The organism is Micromonospora sp. NPDC093244 (assembly GCF_040683695.1).
In the GTDB taxonomy this organism is placed as follows: domain Bacteria; phylum Actinomycetota; class Actinomycetes; order Mycobacteriales; family Micromonosporaceae; genus Micromonospora.
Genome location: NZ_JBFBEO010000002.1, coordinates 1,677,070 through 1,693,272, shown reverse-complemented (window position 1 = coordinate 1,693,272; position 16,203 = coordinate 1,677,070). Strand labels below are relative to the sequence as shown.

At 72.1% G+C, this 16,203-nt stretch carries 20 protein-coding genes and 1 pseudogene; 12 read left to right on the top strand and 9 right to left on the bottom strand.

Annotated features, from left to right (window positions below; all coding sequences use genetic code 11):
- The first annotated feature begins 133 nt into the window (after window positions 1-133).
- The 4 genes from AB0N27_RS18160 to pheA all read left to right on the top strand — a co-directional run bounded on the left by AB0N27_RS18160 (window position 134) and on the right by pheA (window position 2,664).
- A complete protein-coding gene (locus AB0N27_RS18160; protein WP_364370356.1) occupies window positions 134-592 on the top strand; it encodes a hypothetical protein in 459 nt (152 codons plus the stop codon).
- A gap of 75 nt (window positions 593-667) precedes the next feature.
- Window positions 668-1,057 carry an ACT domain-containing protein gene (locus AB0N27_RS18155; protein WP_364370354.1) on the top strand — a complete coding sequence of 130 codons (390 nt, stop codon included), beginning with the start codon at window positions 668-670 and terminating at the stop codon, window positions 1,055-1,057.
- Between the two features lie 130 nt (window positions 1,058-1,187).
- Window positions 1,188-1,697 carry a hypothetical protein gene (locus AB0N27_RS18150; protein ID WP_364370826.1) on the top strand — a complete coding sequence of 170 codons (510 nt, stop codon included), beginning with the start codon at window positions 1,188-1,190 and terminating at the stop codon, window positions 1,695-1,697.
- 10 nt (window positions 1,698-1,707) lie between these two features.
- On the top strand, window positions 1,708-2,664 hold the full coding sequence (pheA, locus tag AB0N27_RS18145) for a prephenate dehydratase (protein ID WP_364370351.1): 957 nt from the start codon (window positions 1,708-1,710) through the stop codon (window positions 2,662-2,664).
- Between the two features lie 54 nt (window positions 2,665-2,718).
- On the opposite strand, the gene AB0N27_RS18140 is transcribed toward pheA, so the two are convergent.
- From AB0N27_RS18140 to AB0N27_RS18130, 3 genes are all read right to left on the bottom strand, one after another.
- On the bottom strand, window positions 2,719-3,441 hold the full coding sequence (locus tag AB0N27_RS18140) for an AIM24 family protein (protein ID WP_030487734.1): 723 nt from the start codon (window positions 3,439-3,441) through the stop codon (window positions 2,719-2,721).
- A 102-nt stretch (window positions 3,442-3,543) separates the two neighbouring features.
- Window positions 3,544-3,891 (bottom strand): metallopeptidase family protein, encoded by a 348-nt coding sequence (locus tag AB0N27_RS18135; protein WP_364370823.1) that lies wholly within the window; start codon window positions 3,889-3,891, stop codon window positions 3,544-3,546.
- Window positions 3,892-4,045: 154 nt separating this feature from the next.
- Complete coding sequence (locus AB0N27_RS18130; protein ID WP_364370347.1) at window positions 4,046-4,477, bottom strand: OsmC family protein; 432 nt, start codon at window positions 4,475-4,477, stop codon at window positions 4,046-4,048.
- Between the two features lie 131 nt (window positions 4,478-4,608).
- Here AB0N27_RS18130 and AB0N27_RS18125 point away from each other — a divergent pair, with 131 nt between their 5' ends.
- From AB0N27_RS18125 to AB0N27_RS18115, 3 genes are all read left to right on the top strand, one after another.
- On the top strand, window positions 4,609-5,331 hold the full coding sequence (locus AB0N27_RS18125) for a hypothetical protein (RefSeq protein WP_364370344.1): 723 nt from the start codon (window positions 4,609-4,611) through the stop codon (window positions 5,329-5,331).
- A 239-nt stretch (window positions 5,332-5,570) separates the two neighbouring features.
- A complete protein-coding gene (locus AB0N27_RS18120) occupies window positions 5,571-6,392 on the top strand; it encodes an HAD family hydrolase (protein ID WP_364370340.1) in 822 nt (273 codons plus the stop codon).
- Window positions 6,392-7,204: an HAD family hydrolase gene (locus AB0N27_RS18115; RefSeq protein WP_364370337.1), complete on the top strand. Its 813-nt coding sequence runs from the start codon at window positions 6,392-6,394 to the stop codon at window positions 7,202-7,204. Before AB0N27_RS18120 ends, AB0N27_RS18115 begins: the two co-directional genes overlap by 1 nt.
- Window positions 7,205-7,213: 9 nt before the next feature.
- On the opposite strand, the gene AB0N27_RS18110 is transcribed toward AB0N27_RS18115, so the two are convergent.
- The gene (locus AB0N27_RS18110) at window positions 7,214-7,816 is read right to left on the bottom strand and encodes a bacterial proteasome activator family protein (RefSeq protein ID WP_357984605.1); all 603 of its coding nucleotides are present in this window, start codon (window positions 7,814-7,816) and stop codon (window positions 7,214-7,216) included.
- An 84-nt stretch (window positions 7,817-7,900) separates the two neighbouring features.
- On the opposite strand from AB0N27_RS18110, the gene AB0N27_RS18105 reads away from it, so the two are divergent.
- Together AB0N27_RS18105 and AB0N27_RS18100 are read left to right on the top strand one after the other, a co-directional pair.
- On the top strand, window positions 7,901-8,698 hold the full coding sequence (locus AB0N27_RS18105) for a prolyl oligopeptidase family serine peptidase (protein WP_364370333.1): 798 nt from the start codon (window positions 7,901-7,903) through the stop codon (window positions 8,696-8,698).
- Window positions 8,699-8,780: 82 nt separating this feature from the next.
- Window positions 8,781-9,968: an ABC transporter substrate-binding protein gene (locus AB0N27_RS18100; RefSeq protein WP_364370330.1), complete on the top strand. Its 1,188-nt coding sequence runs from the start codon at window positions 8,781-8,783 to the stop codon at window positions 9,966-9,968.
- 75 nt (window positions 9,969-10,043) lie between these two features.
- Here AB0N27_RS18100 and ddaH read toward each other — a convergent pair whose 3' ends face one another.
- Window positions 10,044-10,877, bottom strand: a complete 834-nt coding sequence (ddaH, locus tag AB0N27_RS18095; protein WP_364370327.1) for a dimethylargininase — start codon at window positions 10,875-10,877, stop codon at window positions 10,044-10,046.
- Window positions 10,878-10,936: 59 nt separating this feature from the next.
- Between ddaH and AB0N27_RS18090 the strand changes: the two genes are divergently transcribed.
- Window positions 10,937-11,398, top strand: a complete 462-nt coding sequence (locus AB0N27_RS18090) for an Lrp/AsnC family transcriptional regulator (RefSeq protein ID WP_354814963.1) — start codon at window positions 10,937-10,939, stop codon at window positions 11,396-11,398.
- A gap of 60 nt (window positions 11,399-11,458) precedes the next feature.
- Window positions 11,459-12,415, top strand: a complete 957-nt coding sequence (locus tag AB0N27_RS18085; protein ID WP_364370323.1) for a zinc-binding dehydrogenase — start codon at window positions 11,459-11,461, stop codon at window positions 12,413-12,415.
- Here AB0N27_RS18085 and AB0N27_RS18080 read toward each other — a convergent pair.
- The 3 genes and pseudogenes from AB0N27_RS18080 to AB0N27_RS18070 form a co-directional block, all read right to left on the bottom strand.
- Entirely contained in the window at window positions 12,412-13,509 is a 1,098-nt protein-coding gene (locus AB0N27_RS18080) for a hypothetical protein (protein WP_364370320.1), read from the bottom strand. The two genes, AB0N27_RS18085 and AB0N27_RS18080, sit on opposite strands and share 4 nt — an antisense overlap.
- Before the next feature lie 51 nt (window positions 13,510-13,560).
- Entirely contained in the window at window positions 13,561-13,836 is a 276-nt protein-coding gene (locus AB0N27_RS18075) for a DUF6457 domain-containing protein (protein WP_364370317.1), read from the bottom strand.
- Window positions 13,833-14,450: pseudogene (locus tag AB0N27_RS18070) on the bottom strand (NTP transferase domain-containing protein); the annotation flags it as partial. The gene AB0N27_RS18075 and the pseudogene AB0N27_RS18070, both read right to left, overlap by 4 nt.
- A gap of 71 nt (window positions 14,451-14,521) precedes the next feature.
- Here AB0N27_RS18070 and fdhD point away from each other — a divergent pair.
- Complete coding sequence (gene fdhD, locus AB0N27_RS18065; RefSeq protein WP_364370314.1) at window positions 14,522-15,376, top strand: formate dehydrogenase accessory sulfurtransferase FdhD; 855 nt, start codon at window positions 14,522-14,524, stop codon at window positions 15,374-15,376.
- Here fdhD and AB0N27_RS18060 read toward each other — a convergent pair.
- Window positions 15,366-16,079 carry a GAP family protein gene (locus AB0N27_RS18060; protein WP_364370311.1) on the bottom strand — a complete coding sequence of 238 codons (714 nt, stop codon included), beginning with the start codon at window positions 16,077-16,079 and terminating at the stop codon, window positions 15,366-15,368. The two genes, fdhD and AB0N27_RS18060, sit on opposite strands and share 11 nt — an antisense overlap.
- Between the last annotated feature and the right edge of the window lie 124 nt (window positions 16,080-16,203).

The window sequence follows — 16,203 nt, the reverse complement described above, 5'->3', positions numbered from 1 at the left end:
GTTCACCCCACCGGCTCCCGCGCCGTCACCGGCCTCCCCGGCCCAGTCCGGGTGGTCGGCGACCCGGTGCGCTCGGCGGTTCTGTCGGTGACCCGCTAGCGTGGACAGTCCGTCGGTGTACATAGGAGGCTCGGTGGCCCACGTCGAACTTTCGCTCTCCGAAGTGTTCGTGCCAGCGGCGCGGGCCTCGACAGAGCCGGAGCTCGGCAACTTCGGCCAGTGGTCCTCGACGGTGTGCCGGGCCGACGAGCCCTGCCTGCTGATCGACGCCGACACACGGGTGGTGGCGATCTCCACGGCCGGCTGCGAGCTGCTCTGCCTGGGCGAGCCGGACGGCCTGATCGGGCGGCCACTGCTCGACGGCGGGCTGCGCCTGCTCGACTTCACCGCCAACCGGGGCGAGCTGACCGAGGCCGAGATCGACAAGATTCCGCCTCTGCTGGCGCTCTCCTCCGGCCGTCTCGCCCGCGGTCTGCTCCGGGTGCAGGCCGCCTCCGCGGACAGCTCCGACGCGACAGTCGACGCGATCTCCACGCCAGTGCACGCGCACGGCGCGGTGGCAGGCTCCCTCACCTTCTTCTCCGAGGTCTGACCTGCGGCGGAGTGTGTCGTTCGCCGCAGGCGACAATGCTGGGGCCGGTCGGCACCGAGACCGTAGGGTGCCCTCATGCTCGATATCGCTCTGCTGCCGGGGGAGTACGCCGTGTGCCGCCTGGCGGCCGACGCCGCCCTGCCGGAGCATCTGTCGAGCGGGCTGGGCCGCGCCGACGTCATCACCGTGAGCTGGACCGCCGACGGGATCTCGGTGATCTGCCCCGCCGACCGGGTGCCCGCGCAGGCCGTCGTGGAAACGGCGTGGCGGTGCCTACGGGTCGCCGGCCCGGCGGACCTGCCCAGCACCGGCACCCTTGCCGCGCTCGTCGACCCGCTCGCCGAGGCCCGGGTCAGCGTGGTCACCTTCTCCACGTTCGACACCGACTACGTGCTGGTGCCGGCCGTCCGGCTGGCCGAGGGCCGGGCCGCGCTGGAGCGCGCCGGGCATCGCGTCCTCGGCTGAGCTTCACCCGACCGGCCGCTCCCCCTACGATGGGCTCGGCCACCCCGGCCGAAGAATTCTCCGATGTCCCGAGGATCGGCCCGTGCCGTTCACCCCGCTCCCCCGCGCGTCGCGGGCGACGACCCGTACCCTGCCGTGGGTGCTCGCGCTGCTCGCTCTGTCGACCGGCTGCGGCGCCCCACCCGGACTGGCGACCCCGGACGCGCAGCCCAGCACGACCGGCTCCCCGACGGCAGCGCCGACACGTACCCCGGCCGCCACGCCCAGCACCGTGCCGTCCGTCCCGCCCCTCCGCACGCCGTCGGCCACCCCGGACGCCGGGCTGGTCGCCACGCCCTGCCGGAACGGGCCCACCGGGCAGCGGATCGTGCAACTGCTGCACGGCCGGGCCGGCGTGCTCCCACCCAGCGTGCGGGTCCAGGTCCGCACCGGGCCGCTCTGCGCCGCCGACTGGCAGTACACGGTGCTGGAGGTGACCGGGCACGAGGAACTCCAGGTCGTCACCCGAGGCCGGCCGACCGCGCCGGAGCTGGTCACCGCCGGCACCGACGTGTGCACCATCGAGGTACGCGCCACCGGGCCGACCGGGATCCGGACGCTCGCCTGCGACGCCGGCCCGGTCGTCGGGCCTGGTGCGTAGGCTTGTCGACATGCCGGGAACACCACCGACGCGCTTCGTCTACCTCGGTCCGGAGGGCACCTTCGCCGAGCAGGCCCTGCGCACCGTCCCCGCCGCCGAACGCGGCACCCGTACGCCCGCCCGCAGTGTCGGGGAGGCGTTGGACCAGGTCCGGGCCGGGGACGCCGACGCCGCGCTGGTGCCACTGGAAAACTCGATAGGCGGCGCGGTGGGCGTCACCCTCGACGAGATGGCCGAGGGCGCACCACTGGTGATCACCAGGGAGGTGATCCTGCCCGTGGAGTTCGTGCTCGGAGCCCGGCCGGGCACCTCGCTGACGTCGGTCCGCGTCGTCGCGGCCCATCCGCAGGCGTCCAACCAGTGCCGGGGCTGGCTGCGCGACCACCTGCCCGACGCGGTGGTGGTGGACGTGCTCTCCAACGGTGCGGCGGCCGCCGGCGCCGGTTCCGGCGAATACGACGCGGCCATCTGCGCGCCCATCGGGGCAACCCGGCACCGGCTCACCGTGCTCGCCGACAAGATCGCCGACCATCCGGACGCGGTGACCCGGTTCGCGCTGGTGTCGCGCCCCGGGCCACCCCCGCCGCCGACAGGCGACGACCTCACCTCGCTCGCCGTCTACATCGCCCACGACCGGGTCGGTGCCCTGCTGTCGGTGCTCATGGAGTTGGCCGTCCGGGGGGTCAACATGACCCGGATCGAGTCCCGGCCGACAGGTGAGGCCCTCGGCCGGTACGTCTTCTTCCTCGACTGCACCGGGCACGTGGCCGACGTACGGCTGGGCGAGGCGTTGCAGGGTCTGCGCCGGGTCTGCGCCGAGGTGCGTTTCCTGGGCTCGTACCCCCGGCACCGCTGGACGCAGGCGGCTGCCGAACGGCCGGTGCCGGCCCCGGCCGGTCTGTCCGACGCCGACTACGCCGACGCGGCGGCCTGGCTGGCCCGGCTGCGCACCGGCGAGTTGACCTGACGGCGCGCGGACGCGGGCGTCCCCGGTCACCCGGGAACGCCCGCGGCGGTGTGCTCAGCTCAGCAGACCGCCGAGCAGACCGCCCTCCTGCTGCTGCTGACCGCTGCCCATGACCGGCGGCTCCTCGGACGGCTGAACCACCACGAAGCCCTGACCGGCGAAGCTCATCGTGAACGACTCCCCGGTACGACGGCCCAGCAGCGTGCCGAGGCCGAGCTGCTCGGCGCGGTGGTAGCCGGTCTGGAGGTTTGCCGACCAGCAGACGGCGGCCTGCGGGTCGACGTACGTGGGCGCGTCAACGTTGAGCACCACAGGGGTGCCCTTGGTGGTGATGGCGATCCGGCCGTACCCGCTGAACACGCAGTTGAACAGACCGGACGAGGACGCCATCCCGGCCCCGCCGACCATCCTGATGTCGTACTGGAGGGTGGAGTCGAAGGCGAGCACGCTGGACCCGTTGATGGAGAGCGCGTCGCCCGGCTCCAGGTCGATGATGTGCACGTCCTTGGCCAGCTCGGCGAGGAAGACGTCACCCTGACCGGAGACCTTCATCAGCGGGACGCCCTCGCCGGTGAGCTTCTGCTTGAGGAACTTGCCGAGCCCACCCGAGCCCAGCGCCTGGAACTGGACGTTGCCCTGGTAGGCGACCATCGACCCGACCCGGGCCATCGCCTCGCCGTTGAGCTCGATCTTCAACATCTTGGAGTTCTGCAGCCGCATGCCGGGCTGCGCGGACTCCTTCTCCAGATTCTCCGCGGAGAACAGCTCGCTGCGCATGAAAGGGCCTCCTGAATAGTGTCGCGTTCGCTGCACCGACGGTAGGCGACCGCGGCAACCGCGGGCCGTCAGCCGAGCGGCGCGGCGAGTCGGCCCCGGGGTTCAGCCCCAGCCCAGCGCGTGCAGGCGCGCGTCGTCGATGCCGAAGTGGTGGGCGATCTCGTGCACGACCGTCACCGCCACCTCGTCGATGACGTCCTCGTCGTTGTCACAGATCCGCAGGATCGGGTGGCGGTAGATGAAGATCCGGTCCGGCAGTACGCCGGCATAGTCCCAGCCGCGGTCGGTGAGCGCGTGCCCCTCGTAGAGGCCGAGCAGGTCGGACTCGCCCGGCGGCGGGTCGTCCTCGACCAGGATGACGACGTTGTTCATCAGGCCGAGCAGCTCTTCGGGCACCTCGTCGAGGGCTTCGCCTACCAACTCCTCGAAGCGCTCACGGCTCATCTCCACCGGCACCTCGCCCATTGTGCCCGACGCGGAGGCACCCGGCCCGGGTCCTGGTTGACGACCGGGGCCCGCGCGTCCACGGAAAGAGGGAGAGCGGCCGCCCGTGGCCGGGCGGAAGCTCCCCTTCCCGTGAACGCGCGGTGTGCGGTCGTCCGGCTCAGGAAGCCAGGCGCGCGGTGAGGGTGATCTCGGCGCCCGGCGAGAGCAGGCGGGAGATCGGGCAGTTGGCCTTGGCGCTCTCGGCGAGCTTCTGGAACTCCGCGTCGTCGATCCCCGGCACCTGGCCGACGGTCTCCAACTCGATCCGGGTCACGGTCATCCCGGCGTCGGTCTTGTCCAGGTGGACCTTGGCGGTGGTCTCGACCGAGGTGGGGGTCGAGCCGGCGTCGGCGAGAGCCTTGGAGAACGCCATCGAGAAGCAGCCGGAGTGCGCGGCGGCGATCAGCTCCTCGGGGTTGGTGCCCTCGCCCTCCTCGAAGCGCGACTTGAACGAGTAGTTGCCCGACAGGCCGCCCTTACCGGTGCGGACGGTGCCGGAGCCCTCGGTGAGGTTGCCCTGCCATTGTGCTGAAGCGGTACGGATTGGCATGAGCAGAACGCTAGCGGAAAGGTGACCGTCGAGCGACCGACCGGGACCGACGCCCACCCTGCGATTCCGGTCACCAACCGCTGACTGTGCCATGATTCGACGCAGGCCCGTGACCGGCGGAGGGATGGCCGATGTCCGAGGAGCTGCCGATCCCCCGGCAGGGCGACCCGCCCGACGGCCCGGCCGTGATCGAGTGGGGCGGCGACGACGATCCGGCCCCGCCCCGGCGGTTCGGGCGGTCTTTGGCGGGCCTCACCCGGGATCCCCGGCTGCCGCTGCTTGCCGCCGGTCTCGGGGCGGTCGCCGGTGTCGCGTCGATGGTGGGTGAGTGGCTGGTCATGACCCTGCCCAACGGCGGCCCCGAGGGCAACAGCTCGATCGAGGTGCCGGCGGGCGTGAACGAGATCGGCGGCTTCGGCGTCGGTTATCTGGTCGGGCTGCTCCTGCTGGTCTGCACCGTGGCGCTGGCGCTGGGGGGCACGGCGACCGTCCGGACGAACGCGCGGTTGGTGGGCCTCGCCCTGGCCGGCGCGCTTGTGGCGCTGCTTGCCGCGGCCACGGCGACACTCAACGACCCCGGCCAGCGGAACTTCTTCTACTCGCCGCAGGACGGTTTCCGGGCCGAGTACGGCAGGGGCCTGGTGATGGCGTTCGTCGCCTGCGTCCTGTTCGCGGTGGCCCTGCGACTGGCGCCGACGGCATCCGTGGAGGACGACCGGGCCATGGGCGGGCCAGGGCTCCTCTGGCCCCGCCGCCGCCACCGGGACCCGGTCGAGGACGAGGAGGGCCTGCGCGCCCCCTCCGACCTGACAGTCACCCCCACGACCCCGTTCACCCACCCCCAGAACCCCTGACCGCACGCGCCGATCCTGCACTTGCCGCGCCGGCGGAAAGCCACCGAACGGCAACCAGAACCGCAGGATCGCGGGGCGTTCGGAGGACATGCCACAGGCACCTGGCGTTGGGGTCCGATTCGCCGGGAAGTCATGGTTGGAGGCCGTTTCGCGAGGTACGGTTGCTGCCCGCCGTCACGCCGGGTCTCTGCACCAGGACCGCACGGCTGGCTGCGACGGCGGCGGGCGAAGGAGGAACGATGACCCGCCCGGGACTACCCAAGCTGATCGCGACAGACCTCGACGGGACGCTCGTCCGCAGCGATGACACAGTCTCCGCGTACACCCATCGGGTGCTCGACCGGGTGCGGGCCGCCGGAATTCCGGTGGTCGGCGCGACCGGACGCGGCCCGCGGTTGACCGAACTGACCCGCAACGACATCCGGGCCGCCGACTTCCTGGTGATGGCCGGCGGTGGCCGGGTGGTCGACCAGAGTGATCCGGCCGGACCCGTCGTGCTGCGCGACGAGCGGCTGCCCGCCGAGGTGCTGGCCCGCCTGCTCACCGACCTGGAGGCCGAGGTCGGCCCGCTGACGGTGATGGTCGAGGCGTCCGACGAGCACGACGCGCCGCTCTGGGGCGACTACCACGAGAGCTGGCCCTACCAGGACCGGTTCGAGGCGCGCACCCGCGACGAGTGCCTCTCCTGCGATGTGATCAAGGCGTTCGCCCGGACCGCCGACCACCACGTGGACGAGTTGCTGGCGGTGGCCCGCCGGATCATCCCGCCGCAGGTGGCCACGCTCACCCAGGCCGGGCTCGGCTTCGTGGAGATCTGCCCGCCTGATGTGGACAAGGCGACCGGACTGACAGTTGTGGCGCAGAGCCTCGGGGTGGACCCGGCCGACGTCCTGGTCTTCGGTGACATGCCCAACGACCTGCCGATGTTCGAGTGGGCCGGGTGGTCCCGGGTGGCTGTCGCCAACGCGCACCCCGCCCTGCGCGCCGTCGCCGACGAGGTGACCCTTCGCAACGACGACGACGGAGTGGCCGTGTACCTGGACCGGCTACTGTCCCGGTGATGGGAGAGACACCCCGCCTGATCGCCACCGACATCGACGGCACGCTGATCCGCGACGACCACACAGTCAGCCCGCGCACCGCCGACCTGATCGCGCGGATCTCCGCGCGGGGCACGCCTGTCGTGCTGGTCACCGGCCGCCCGGTCCGCTGGCTCAAGATGGTGTACGACCAGCTCGCCGAACCACTGCCGGCGGTCTGCGCCAACGGCGCCGTGGTCTACGACCCGTTCGCCGACGAGGTGGTGCGGGCCGATCCGCTCGCACCACAGCACCTGGCGGAGGTGGCCCGGCGGCTGCGCGCCGAGGTGCCCGGGATCAGCTTCGCAGTGGAGATCCTGGACAGCCGGGAGATGCGGCACGAGGCGCACTACCCGCTGCGCTGGGACGCCGACGCCGACGGCATCAGACCGGTCGAGACGCCCGAGGAACTGCTCTCGGTCCCTGCGGTCAAGCTGCTGGCCCGCGCCGGCGAACAGGACCCGGACGCCTTCGCCGAGCTGATCGCCGCGGCGGTGGCAGGGCTGGCCGAGGCGACGCACTCGTCCTCGTCAGGCCTGGTGGAGATCTCCGCCGCCGGGGTGACCAAGGCCGCCGGCCTGGCGTGGTACTGCGAGCGGCTCGGGATCGCCGCCGAGGACGTGCTGGCCTTCGGCGACATGCCCAACGACGTACCGATGCTGACCTGGGCCGGGCGGGGTGTGGCGGTGGCCAACGCGCACCGCGCCGTCCTGGCGGTCGCCGACGAGGTGACGACGGCGAACACCGAGGACGGCGTGGCGGCGTACCTGGAGAAGGTCTTCGGGTTGGGCTGAGCGGGTCGTCTACAGGTACTGGCCGGTGTTGTGACCCTCGCCACCACCGGGCTGGCCGATGCCCGGCATCCCCGGTACGACGCCACCGGGGCCGCTGGGCAGCGCCTGCCGGCCACCGCGCATCTGCTCCAACTGGACCCGGGCGGCCATCTGCTGGGCCACCAGGGCCGCCTGGATGCCGTGGAACAGGCCCTCCAGCCAGCCGACGAGCTGCGCGTGCGCGATCCGCAGCTCACCCTCGCTCGGGGCCTTGTCCTCGGTGAACGGCAGCGAGATCCGTTCCAGCTCGTCGCGCAGCTCGGGCGCGAGGCCCTCCTTGAGTTCGACGATCGACCGCTCGTGGATCTCCCGCATCCGGTTGCGGCTGGCGTCGTCCAGTGGGGCGGCCTTGACCTCCTCCAGGAGCTGCTTGATCATGCTGCCGATCCGCATCACCTTGGCCGGCTGCTCGACCAGGCGGGTCGGGTCCTCGCCCTGGCCCTCCTCGGTCTGCATGGTGCCGATCGGTCGGCCGTCCGGGCCCACCACCACCACGGTGCCGGACTGGCCGGAGTCGTCGGGGCCGGGCTCGTCGTTGTGTCCAGCGGAGCGCGCTTCGGTCATGGGGTCCATCTTTACCCAGCGGACGCGAGCCATGCCTCCCGGGACCGACTCCCGGGGCCGAACCACCCGGGCGGGGCGCGCTACCGTCGCGCCATGCCTGCCGACCCGCGTGCCGTGCTGACCCGGCCCGCCCCGGAGCCCGACCACACAGTGGCGTACGGCGATCACCCGGACCAGGTTGCCGACCTGCGGTCCCCGGCGGGCACCGGACCGGCGCGGCCGCTGGTCGTCGTGGTGCACGGCGGCTTCTGGCGGGCCGAGTACGACAGGCGGCACACCGGTCCGCTGGCCGCCGCGCTCGCCGCACTCGGCTATCCGGTGGCGCAGCTGGAGTACCGGCGCACCGGGCACCCCGGCGGCGGCTGGCCGGGCACCCTGACCGACGCGCTTACCGGCATCGGCGCGCTGCCCGCACTGGCCGCCGAGGTGCTGCCCGACCGGGTCACCCGGGCGGCTCCGATCCTGCTCGGGCACTCCGCCGGCGGCCATTTGGCGCTGTACGTGGCGGCCACCGCGCCGAGCACGGTGGCCGGGGTGCTCGCCCTGGCCCCGGTGGCCGATCTGGGCGAGGCGTACCGGCGGGATCTCGACTCCGGCGCGGTGGCGGCACTGCTCGGGGGCGGCCCGGCGGACGTTCCGGACCGGTACGCGACTGCCGATCCACGAATGTTGGTACCCATACGAACACGGACAGTAGTCGTTCATGGGTCGGAGGATCAGCAGGTTCCGGTAGCGATGAGCCGTGATTTCGTCGCGGCAGCTCATGCCTCGGGATCCGATATCTCCCTTCTTGAACTGCCCGGACACGAGCATTTCGGGCTGATCGACCCGCAGTCCTCGGCCTGGCCCCGAATCGTCGACGTGTTGCGGTCCCTGCACGATGATCAATAGCCATTGACGCAGCGTCGCGGAGCAGGTAGAACGCCGGAGGGGCCGTGTGTTCTGCCCTGCAACGCTCCTGGGAAGGAACTCGGTGTCGCAGATGAATCGCAGGCGGGCGCTCCAACTCCTGGCCGCGCTCGGTACCACCGGATTCGCCGCCGGTTGCGGCTCCGACACCGACGCCCAGTCCGCCGCCGACCGGAGCCCGATCAAGATCGGTCTGATCACGCCACAGGCCGGCGGCTTCAAGAGCATCGGTGACGACATCACCAACGGCTTCCAGCTCTTTCTGGACATGCACGAGCAGCGGTTGGGCGGCCACCCGGTCACCCTGCTCACCGCCGACGAGGGCGACAGCGCCAAGACCGGCAAGGCCGCCGTCGACGACCTGCTCAAGCAGGGCGTGCTGGCGCTCACCGGGGTCGTCAACTCGGCAGTGATGGTCGGCATCCGGGACACCGTGGAGCAGGCCAGGGTCCCCCTGATCGGCTCCAACGCCTCGCCGAGCAGCCTCCAGAGCGTCTTCTACATCTGGCGGACGTCCTACGTGCTGGACGAGGCCGGCCGGGCGCTGGGCCGCTACCTGCGCGACCAACTGCCGGCCAACGGCCGCGTCGCGATCATCATGCCGGAGAACGTCGGCAGCCCGGACGTGGTGCGCGGCTTCCGGCAGGAGTTCGGCGCCACCGACCCGCGGATCGCCGACCCGGTGACCTACACCACCGCCAACCCCAACCCGGGGAAGACCGCGTTCGCCGTGGACATCAACAAGGCGCTGGCCAAGAAGCCGACGGCGGTCTTCTGCTTCTTCGCCGGCAACGCGGCTGTGGAGTTCATCAAGCAGCTGCGCGAGGAGTACTCCGGCCCCGTCTACGCACCCGGCTTCCTCACCGAGGGCACCGTGCTGGAGAACCTCAAGGACAACGCGCTGGGCATCCAGACGGCGCTCAACTACTCGGCCGACCTGAACAACACGTCCAACCGGGTCTTCGCGTCGGCGTACCGCAAGAAGTACCAGGTCACCCCGACCACCTACGCCATGGCGTCGTACGACGCGGCGCAGGTGCTCGACCAGGCCATTCAGCTGACCGGCGGGAAGCCGACGCCGCAGCAGGTCAACCTGGCGCTCGGCAAGATCGGCCAGATCGACAGCCCGCGCGGGATCTGGCAGTTCAACCAGCCGCGTACCCCGCAGCAGAAGTGGTACCTGCGAGAGGTGCAGCGCGACGGCCAGGTCATGTCGAACGTGCTGATCAACGAGCTGGCCACGCTGGGCTGACCGCCCGCGCCCGCAGCAGCAGGGGCCGGCCTCCCGTCGGGAGGTCGGCCCCTGTCGTACGCGGCAGAGTTCGGGTCAGTGCCGCAGTTCGGCGATGCAGCACTTCACGCTGCCGCCGCCCTTCTTCAGCTCGCCCAACTCGACAGGGACGGGGTGGTAGCCGGCGGCCTTGAGCTTGCCGGCCAGCCGGGTGGCCTCGCTGTTGAGCACGACGTTCGCGCCGTCGCTCACCAGGTTGAGCCCGAAGGCCATGGCGTCCTCGTCGTCCGCGAGCACGGCGTCCGGGAAGAGCTGGGTCAGCACCCGCTGGCTGGCCGCCGAGAACGCTCCGGGGAAATAGACGACGTTCGCGTCGTCGATGGCGGCGAGCGCCACGTCCAGGTGGTAGAACCGCGGGTCGATCAGGCGCAGCGACACCACCGGCCGACCCAGCGCCTCCTGCGCCTCGGCGTGCGCCGGGACCTCCGTGCGGAAGCCGTGACCGGCCAGGATCAGGCCGCCGTGCGCCTCCGGCACGTACGCGAAGTCGCCCTCGCCCTCGTTGGTCTCGCTCGGGGCGATGAACCGCAGGCCCTGCGCCTCGTAGAAGGCGTGGTGAGCGGCGGCCTCGGCGGCCCGCTGCTCGTGCTTGAAGCGGGCGCCGTAGACGCTGCCGTCCACCATGAACGCGCCGTTGGCGGCGTAGACCATGTCCGGCAGGCCCTGCTCGGGGGTGAGCAGGTGCACGTCGTGGCCGAGGCCGACAAGCGTCTCGCGCAGCCGGTCCCACTGCTTGACGGCCAGATCCCGGTCCACCGGGGTGGTCACGTCCATCCACGGATTGATCGCGTACTCGACCGCGAAGTACTCGGGCGAGCACATGAGATATGTCCGCTTTCGCGAGACTCGCTGCTGGTTCACGGTCACCAAGAGTAGGTACCGTGGAACTTTGGTAACAGCCACAACCGTTGCTTCCCAGAGGCGGAACGTTGCAGATAGACGCGGTAGACCAGCGGATCATTGCGTTGCTCGTCGCCGACGCCCGTGCGTCGTACGCCGACATCGGCACGCGGGTGTCACTCTCCGCCCCAGCGGTCAAGCGCCGCGTCGACCGGCTGCGGGCCACGGGCGTGATCAGGGGATTCACGGCGGTGGTCGACCCGGCCGCCGTCGGCTGGACGACCGAGGCGTTCGTCGAGCTGTTCTGCGCCGGTCGGACCACCCCGGCGCAGATCGGCGTGGCCGCCCGTCGACACCCGGAGGTGGTGGGCGCGTACACCGTCTCCGGCGAGGCGGACGCGCTGGTGCACCTGCGCGCCGCCGACATCGCCCACCTGGAGGCGGCCCTGGAGCGGCTGCGCGCGGAGTCCTTCGTGACGTCCACCCGCAGCACCATCGTCCTGTCCCGGCTTGTCGAGTCCCCGGGCGTCGGCCCGTCCACCGGGGCTTGACCTCAAGCCGCGTTGAGGTGTTGGACTCGTGTCGGCCTGGCACGACGCGAGGGGGACTTCATGCGGGCGATCTGGTTACGTGAGTTCGGTGGGCCGGAGGTGCTGGTGCCCGGCACCGCACCCGACCCGACGCCCGGCCCCGGCCAGGTGTCGATCGACGTCGCCCACGCGAACATCACATTCGTCGAGACCCAGCAGCGCTCCGGCCGGCCCGGCCCGTTCCGGGTCACACCCCCGCTGATCCCCGGCAACGGCGTCGGCGGCGTGATCACCTCCGTCGGGCCGGACGTCGACCCGGCGCTGGTCGGGAACCGGGTGGTCAGCTCCACCGGCGGCTCCGGCGGGTACGCCGAACGCGCGGTCGTGGACGCGGCAGCGCCGATCGAGGTGCCCACCGGCCTGCCGCTCGACAAGGCGGTGGCGCTGCTGGCCGACGGGCGTACCGCCACCATGCTCGTCGACGCCGTCGGCGTACGCCCCGGCGACCGGGTGCTGGTCGAGGCCGCGGCAGGCGGCGTGGGCAATCTCCTGGTGCAGTTGGCCGCCCGGGCCGGTGCCCGGGTGATCGGCGTCGCAGGCGGGCCCCGCAAGGTGGACCTGCTGCCCGGGTTCGGTGCCGACCTGGCCGTCGACTACCGCCGGCCAGGCTGGGCCGAGCGCGTCCGGAACGAGATGGGCGGTGTCGACGTGGTGTTCGACGGCGTCGGGGGAGACATCGCCGCGACGGCGTTCGACCTGCTGGCACCCGGTGGCCGCATGGTCAGCTTCGGGCTGGCCAGCGGCGCCTGGTCCCCCATCTCACCCGAGGCCGCCACGGCACGACAGGTCACGCTGGCCCGGCCGGACGTGCCGCCTGAGCGCCTGCGGGCGTACACCTGGCGGGCCCTCGCCGACGCGGCGGCCGGCCGGCTACGACCGCTGATCGGGCAACGCTTCCCGCTGGAGCGCGCCGCCGACGCGCACGCCGCCATCGAGGCGCGCGCGACGGTCGGCAAGACGCTGTTGGACGTCTCCTAGAGGTACATGCCGGTGCGGTGGTCCGACTCGTCGCGGCGGACCGGCTTGTCGCCCTCGCCGAAGAACCGCTTGCCGCCGAACTCTCCGTGCAGGCGGTCGTCCAACTCGTCGGCGAGGCCCGTCATCACCTGCACGGCCAGCATCAGATGCGTCGCCTGGAAGTTGCGGCCGAACACCGGGATCGACGCCCAGACCGTGTCGTCGGCGCAGTACAGCCGCCCGATCGGCATCCGGTTGGTCAGCTCGGAGAGTTTGACGTAGAGCCGCTCGGTCGGCTCCACCTCGGTCAGGACCGGGGAGAAGACGTCCACGAGCGGCGGGTTGTCGCGCACCCGGACGAAGACCATCGCCGAGCCGGCGCGGATGGTGATGTCGCCGTCCGAGTCGATCTGCAACCGGTCGGTGTCCGACTTGAGCATGGTGGACACGACCGTACGCACCCGCTCGGCCAGGTCGAGCACGTCGTCCCGCTCCACCTGGGCGGCGGCGGCCTCGGCCAGCGCCTCCTCCAGGTCGGCCTCGACGTCGGCGTCCGGGCCGAACTCGCTGCGCGCGGTGCCCAACGCCTCCACCGCCAGCGGCTCGCCCTCGGCGTCGTGCACCAGATAGACGAGGAACGCCGGGTGCGGTGCGCCGTAGACGTCCCGCAACGTCCGGGCGAGCAGCGCGGCGATCCGGGGTGCCTCCGCCGTCGTACCGTCCAGCCCGAAGGCGTTGCCCGAACCGGTCACCACACCCGGCGGCGACCAGCCGAGCGCGATCATGTCGGCCACCGCGGCGCGGTCCAGCCGGTAGCCCGCAGGCAGCGCGGCATTTCCGACCGCCCGCGCGGAAAGGCCGCCGGCATCGTCCACGTCCACGCTTATCGAGTAGACGGCGTCCCCCGTACCGGAGGCGGTCGGATCCAGGGTCAGTTCGAGGTGCGCGCCCGCGGGCAGCTCCGGCAGACGTACGGCCAGGGCGCGGGCGAACTCCTGCCACGCCTCGGTCACCTTGGCCCGCAGGTCGGTGCTGCTGGGTTCGTCGAGCAGAATCGAATCCGCCGCTCCGCCAGGCAGCTCACCGTCCGGCGCCGAGGGGTGGTCAGCCGTCATGATCGCCTCCGTCCGTCACGGCCACCCTACCCACGCCGTGCGGCTGTCGAATCAGGCCGGACCGGGATCGGACATCGAAGGGCGGTCGGCGCCCAGCTCGACCGGCCAGCCGGCCGCGAGGGCGCTGAGGCGGGCCGCGGCCTCCGCCGGGTCGGCGCCCCGCCCCACCGCCAGACCGAGCAGGTACGCGCTGACCGGCGCACCCGGCCGCAACACCTGGTGGGCGACGTCGCGGGCGACGTCCAGCACCGCCGACACGGGCACCTGGGTCGCGTCCAGGTCCAACTCGGCGCAGGCCGCCGTGACCCAGTCGTCCATGACCGTCATCGCACCCACTCCTCCGCCCGGCGTACGTCCTCGTCAGTGTCGCAGTCGAACCAGGGCGGCGGGCCGGCACCGGCCCAGGGCACCTCCCCGACGAGGAGGCCGCCCAGCAGCGCCCGTACCGATGCCCCGACCAGGTCGCCGCGACGTTCCACCGCCAGCCGGTCCAGCCCCGCGCGCAGCGCGGCGACCCGCCACACCCCGCACAGCGACTGCCGCCTACCGTCGGCGTCGACGAAGCACACCCCGTCGAGCTGCCGCTCTTCGTCGAGGTGGGTCAGCAGGTCACCGATCGCCGCCCGGGTGAGCAGCGGCAGGTCGGCGGCGAGCAACGCGACAACCGTTGTGCCGGGATCGAGCAGCGCCAGGCCCGCCGCCGCCGCGGCGACCGGCCCCCCACCGGCAGGGGCCTCCCGGGTGACCCGCACGCCGGGCGGGACGGCCTCGGCCGGGCCGACCAGCACGCGCGGCGCGGCATCGGCGACGGCAGCCAGCACCCGGTCACGCATCGACCGGCCGCCGACCGGAAGCGCGGGCTTGTCCACCCCACCCATCCGGCGGGCTGCCCCACCCGCGAGCACCACTGCGGCGTACGACCCCATCCGGTCACGGTAGCGGTGCCGCCCCCGGTCGGTGGCCGATGCCTGTGCGTGTGCGGACGTACCGCTGCGGGGTGCAGGATGGCGGGATGGGACGGGCGACTGATCGACGGGGCGTACTCCGGATCGACCTCGACGCGGCGGCCGACGGACGCGGAGCCGTCCGACGGCCGGACACCCTCGCGGTGGAGGAGCCGCTGGAGATCCGGGTCGGTGCCGCCGGCCCCGGCCGACGCCGCCCCCTCGCCGTCACCATGCGTACGCCCGGCGACGACCTGGACCTGGCCATCGGGTTCCTGCTGACCGAGGGGCTCATCCGGTCGACCGACGACGTGCTGACCGCCCAGCTCTGTGCCGGCGCGGAGACGCCCAACACGTACAACGTGGTGGACGTGGTGCTCGCCCCCGGCGTACCGGAACCGACCACCGACCCGTCCCGGAACTTCTACACGACCAGTTCCTGTGGCGTCTGCGGCAAGGCCAGCATCGATGCGGTCCGTACCCGGTCGCTGTTCCCGGTCTCGGCGGACCCGCTCACCGTGCCGGCCACCCTCCTCGCCGAACTGCCCGACCGGCTGCGCGCCGCCCAACGCGGCTTCGACCGCACCGGCGGGCTCCACGCGGCGGGTCTGTTCACGCCCTCCGGCGACCTCGTGGTGCTCCGCGAGGACGTGGGCCGGCACAACGCGGTGGACAAGGTGATCGGCTGGGCGGTGCGGGAACGCCTACTGCCGCTGGCGGGGCACCTGCTGCTGGTCTCCGGCCGGGCCAGCTTCGAGCTGACCCAGAAGGCGTGGATGGCAGGCCTGCCGCTGCTGGCCGCCGTGTCCGCGCCGAGCACGCTCGCCGCCGAGCTGGCCGAGGAGGCGGGCATGACGCTTGTCGGCTTCCTGCGTGGCAACACGATGAACGTCTACGCCCGACCCGAGCGGGTCACAGTCTGATCACCAGCTCGTCCATCAGCCCCAGCCGGAGCACGGCGTCGCGGGCCAGCAGGAACCCGGCGATGCCGAGGATCCAGCCGAGCATGCCGCCGGAGTGCCGCACGATCCAGGCGTTGAGCCGGCCCAGCACCGGCTCGACAAGCCTCGGCCACGCCAGCCGCGCTCCCAGCAGCAGCACCGCCGGCACCACCATGACCAGGCAGTAGCCGGCGAGCAACCCGACGATCTGCGCCGCGCCGAGCCCGGAGGTGGTCAGCAGGCCGACCGCGCCGAGGTACGGCAGCATCGTCGCCACCTCCGCGAGCGCGGCGAGCAGCGCCAGCCCCACCAGCCAGCGCGTGGAGGAGTCTCCGGAGGTCGCCCGGTCCCGCCACCGCAGCACGCCGCCGCCGCGCGGACGTCGTTTGCCGTCGTAGCGGAAGCTCAACGCGAACAGCCCGACCCCGAGAGCGAGTTGCGCCCAGAGCACCGGCCGGTTGTCCAGCGCCCCGCCGAGCACGTCGGCCAGCCGGCTGCCGCCCACGACGAGCAGCAGCCCGACCCCGAAGTAGAAGACGACGATCGTGCCGAGGTAGACGAGGATCCGCCGGGCGTTGATCCTCCCGGGCGCGAGCAGCAACCAGACCGGGATGAAGAGGGTGCCGATGCTGGTGCTGTCGACAAGTGCCAGGCCGGTGAGCGACAGCAGCAGTCCGACACTCATGTGCGGCGTTCACGTGGTGAGGGCATCTGCTGATTCTGCGGCGAGGTGACGCCGGATGACTCGCCCCGTGGGACGAACGTCCACTACATCCTTCGACGGACCACACCGGGGCGTGCGGGGTGTC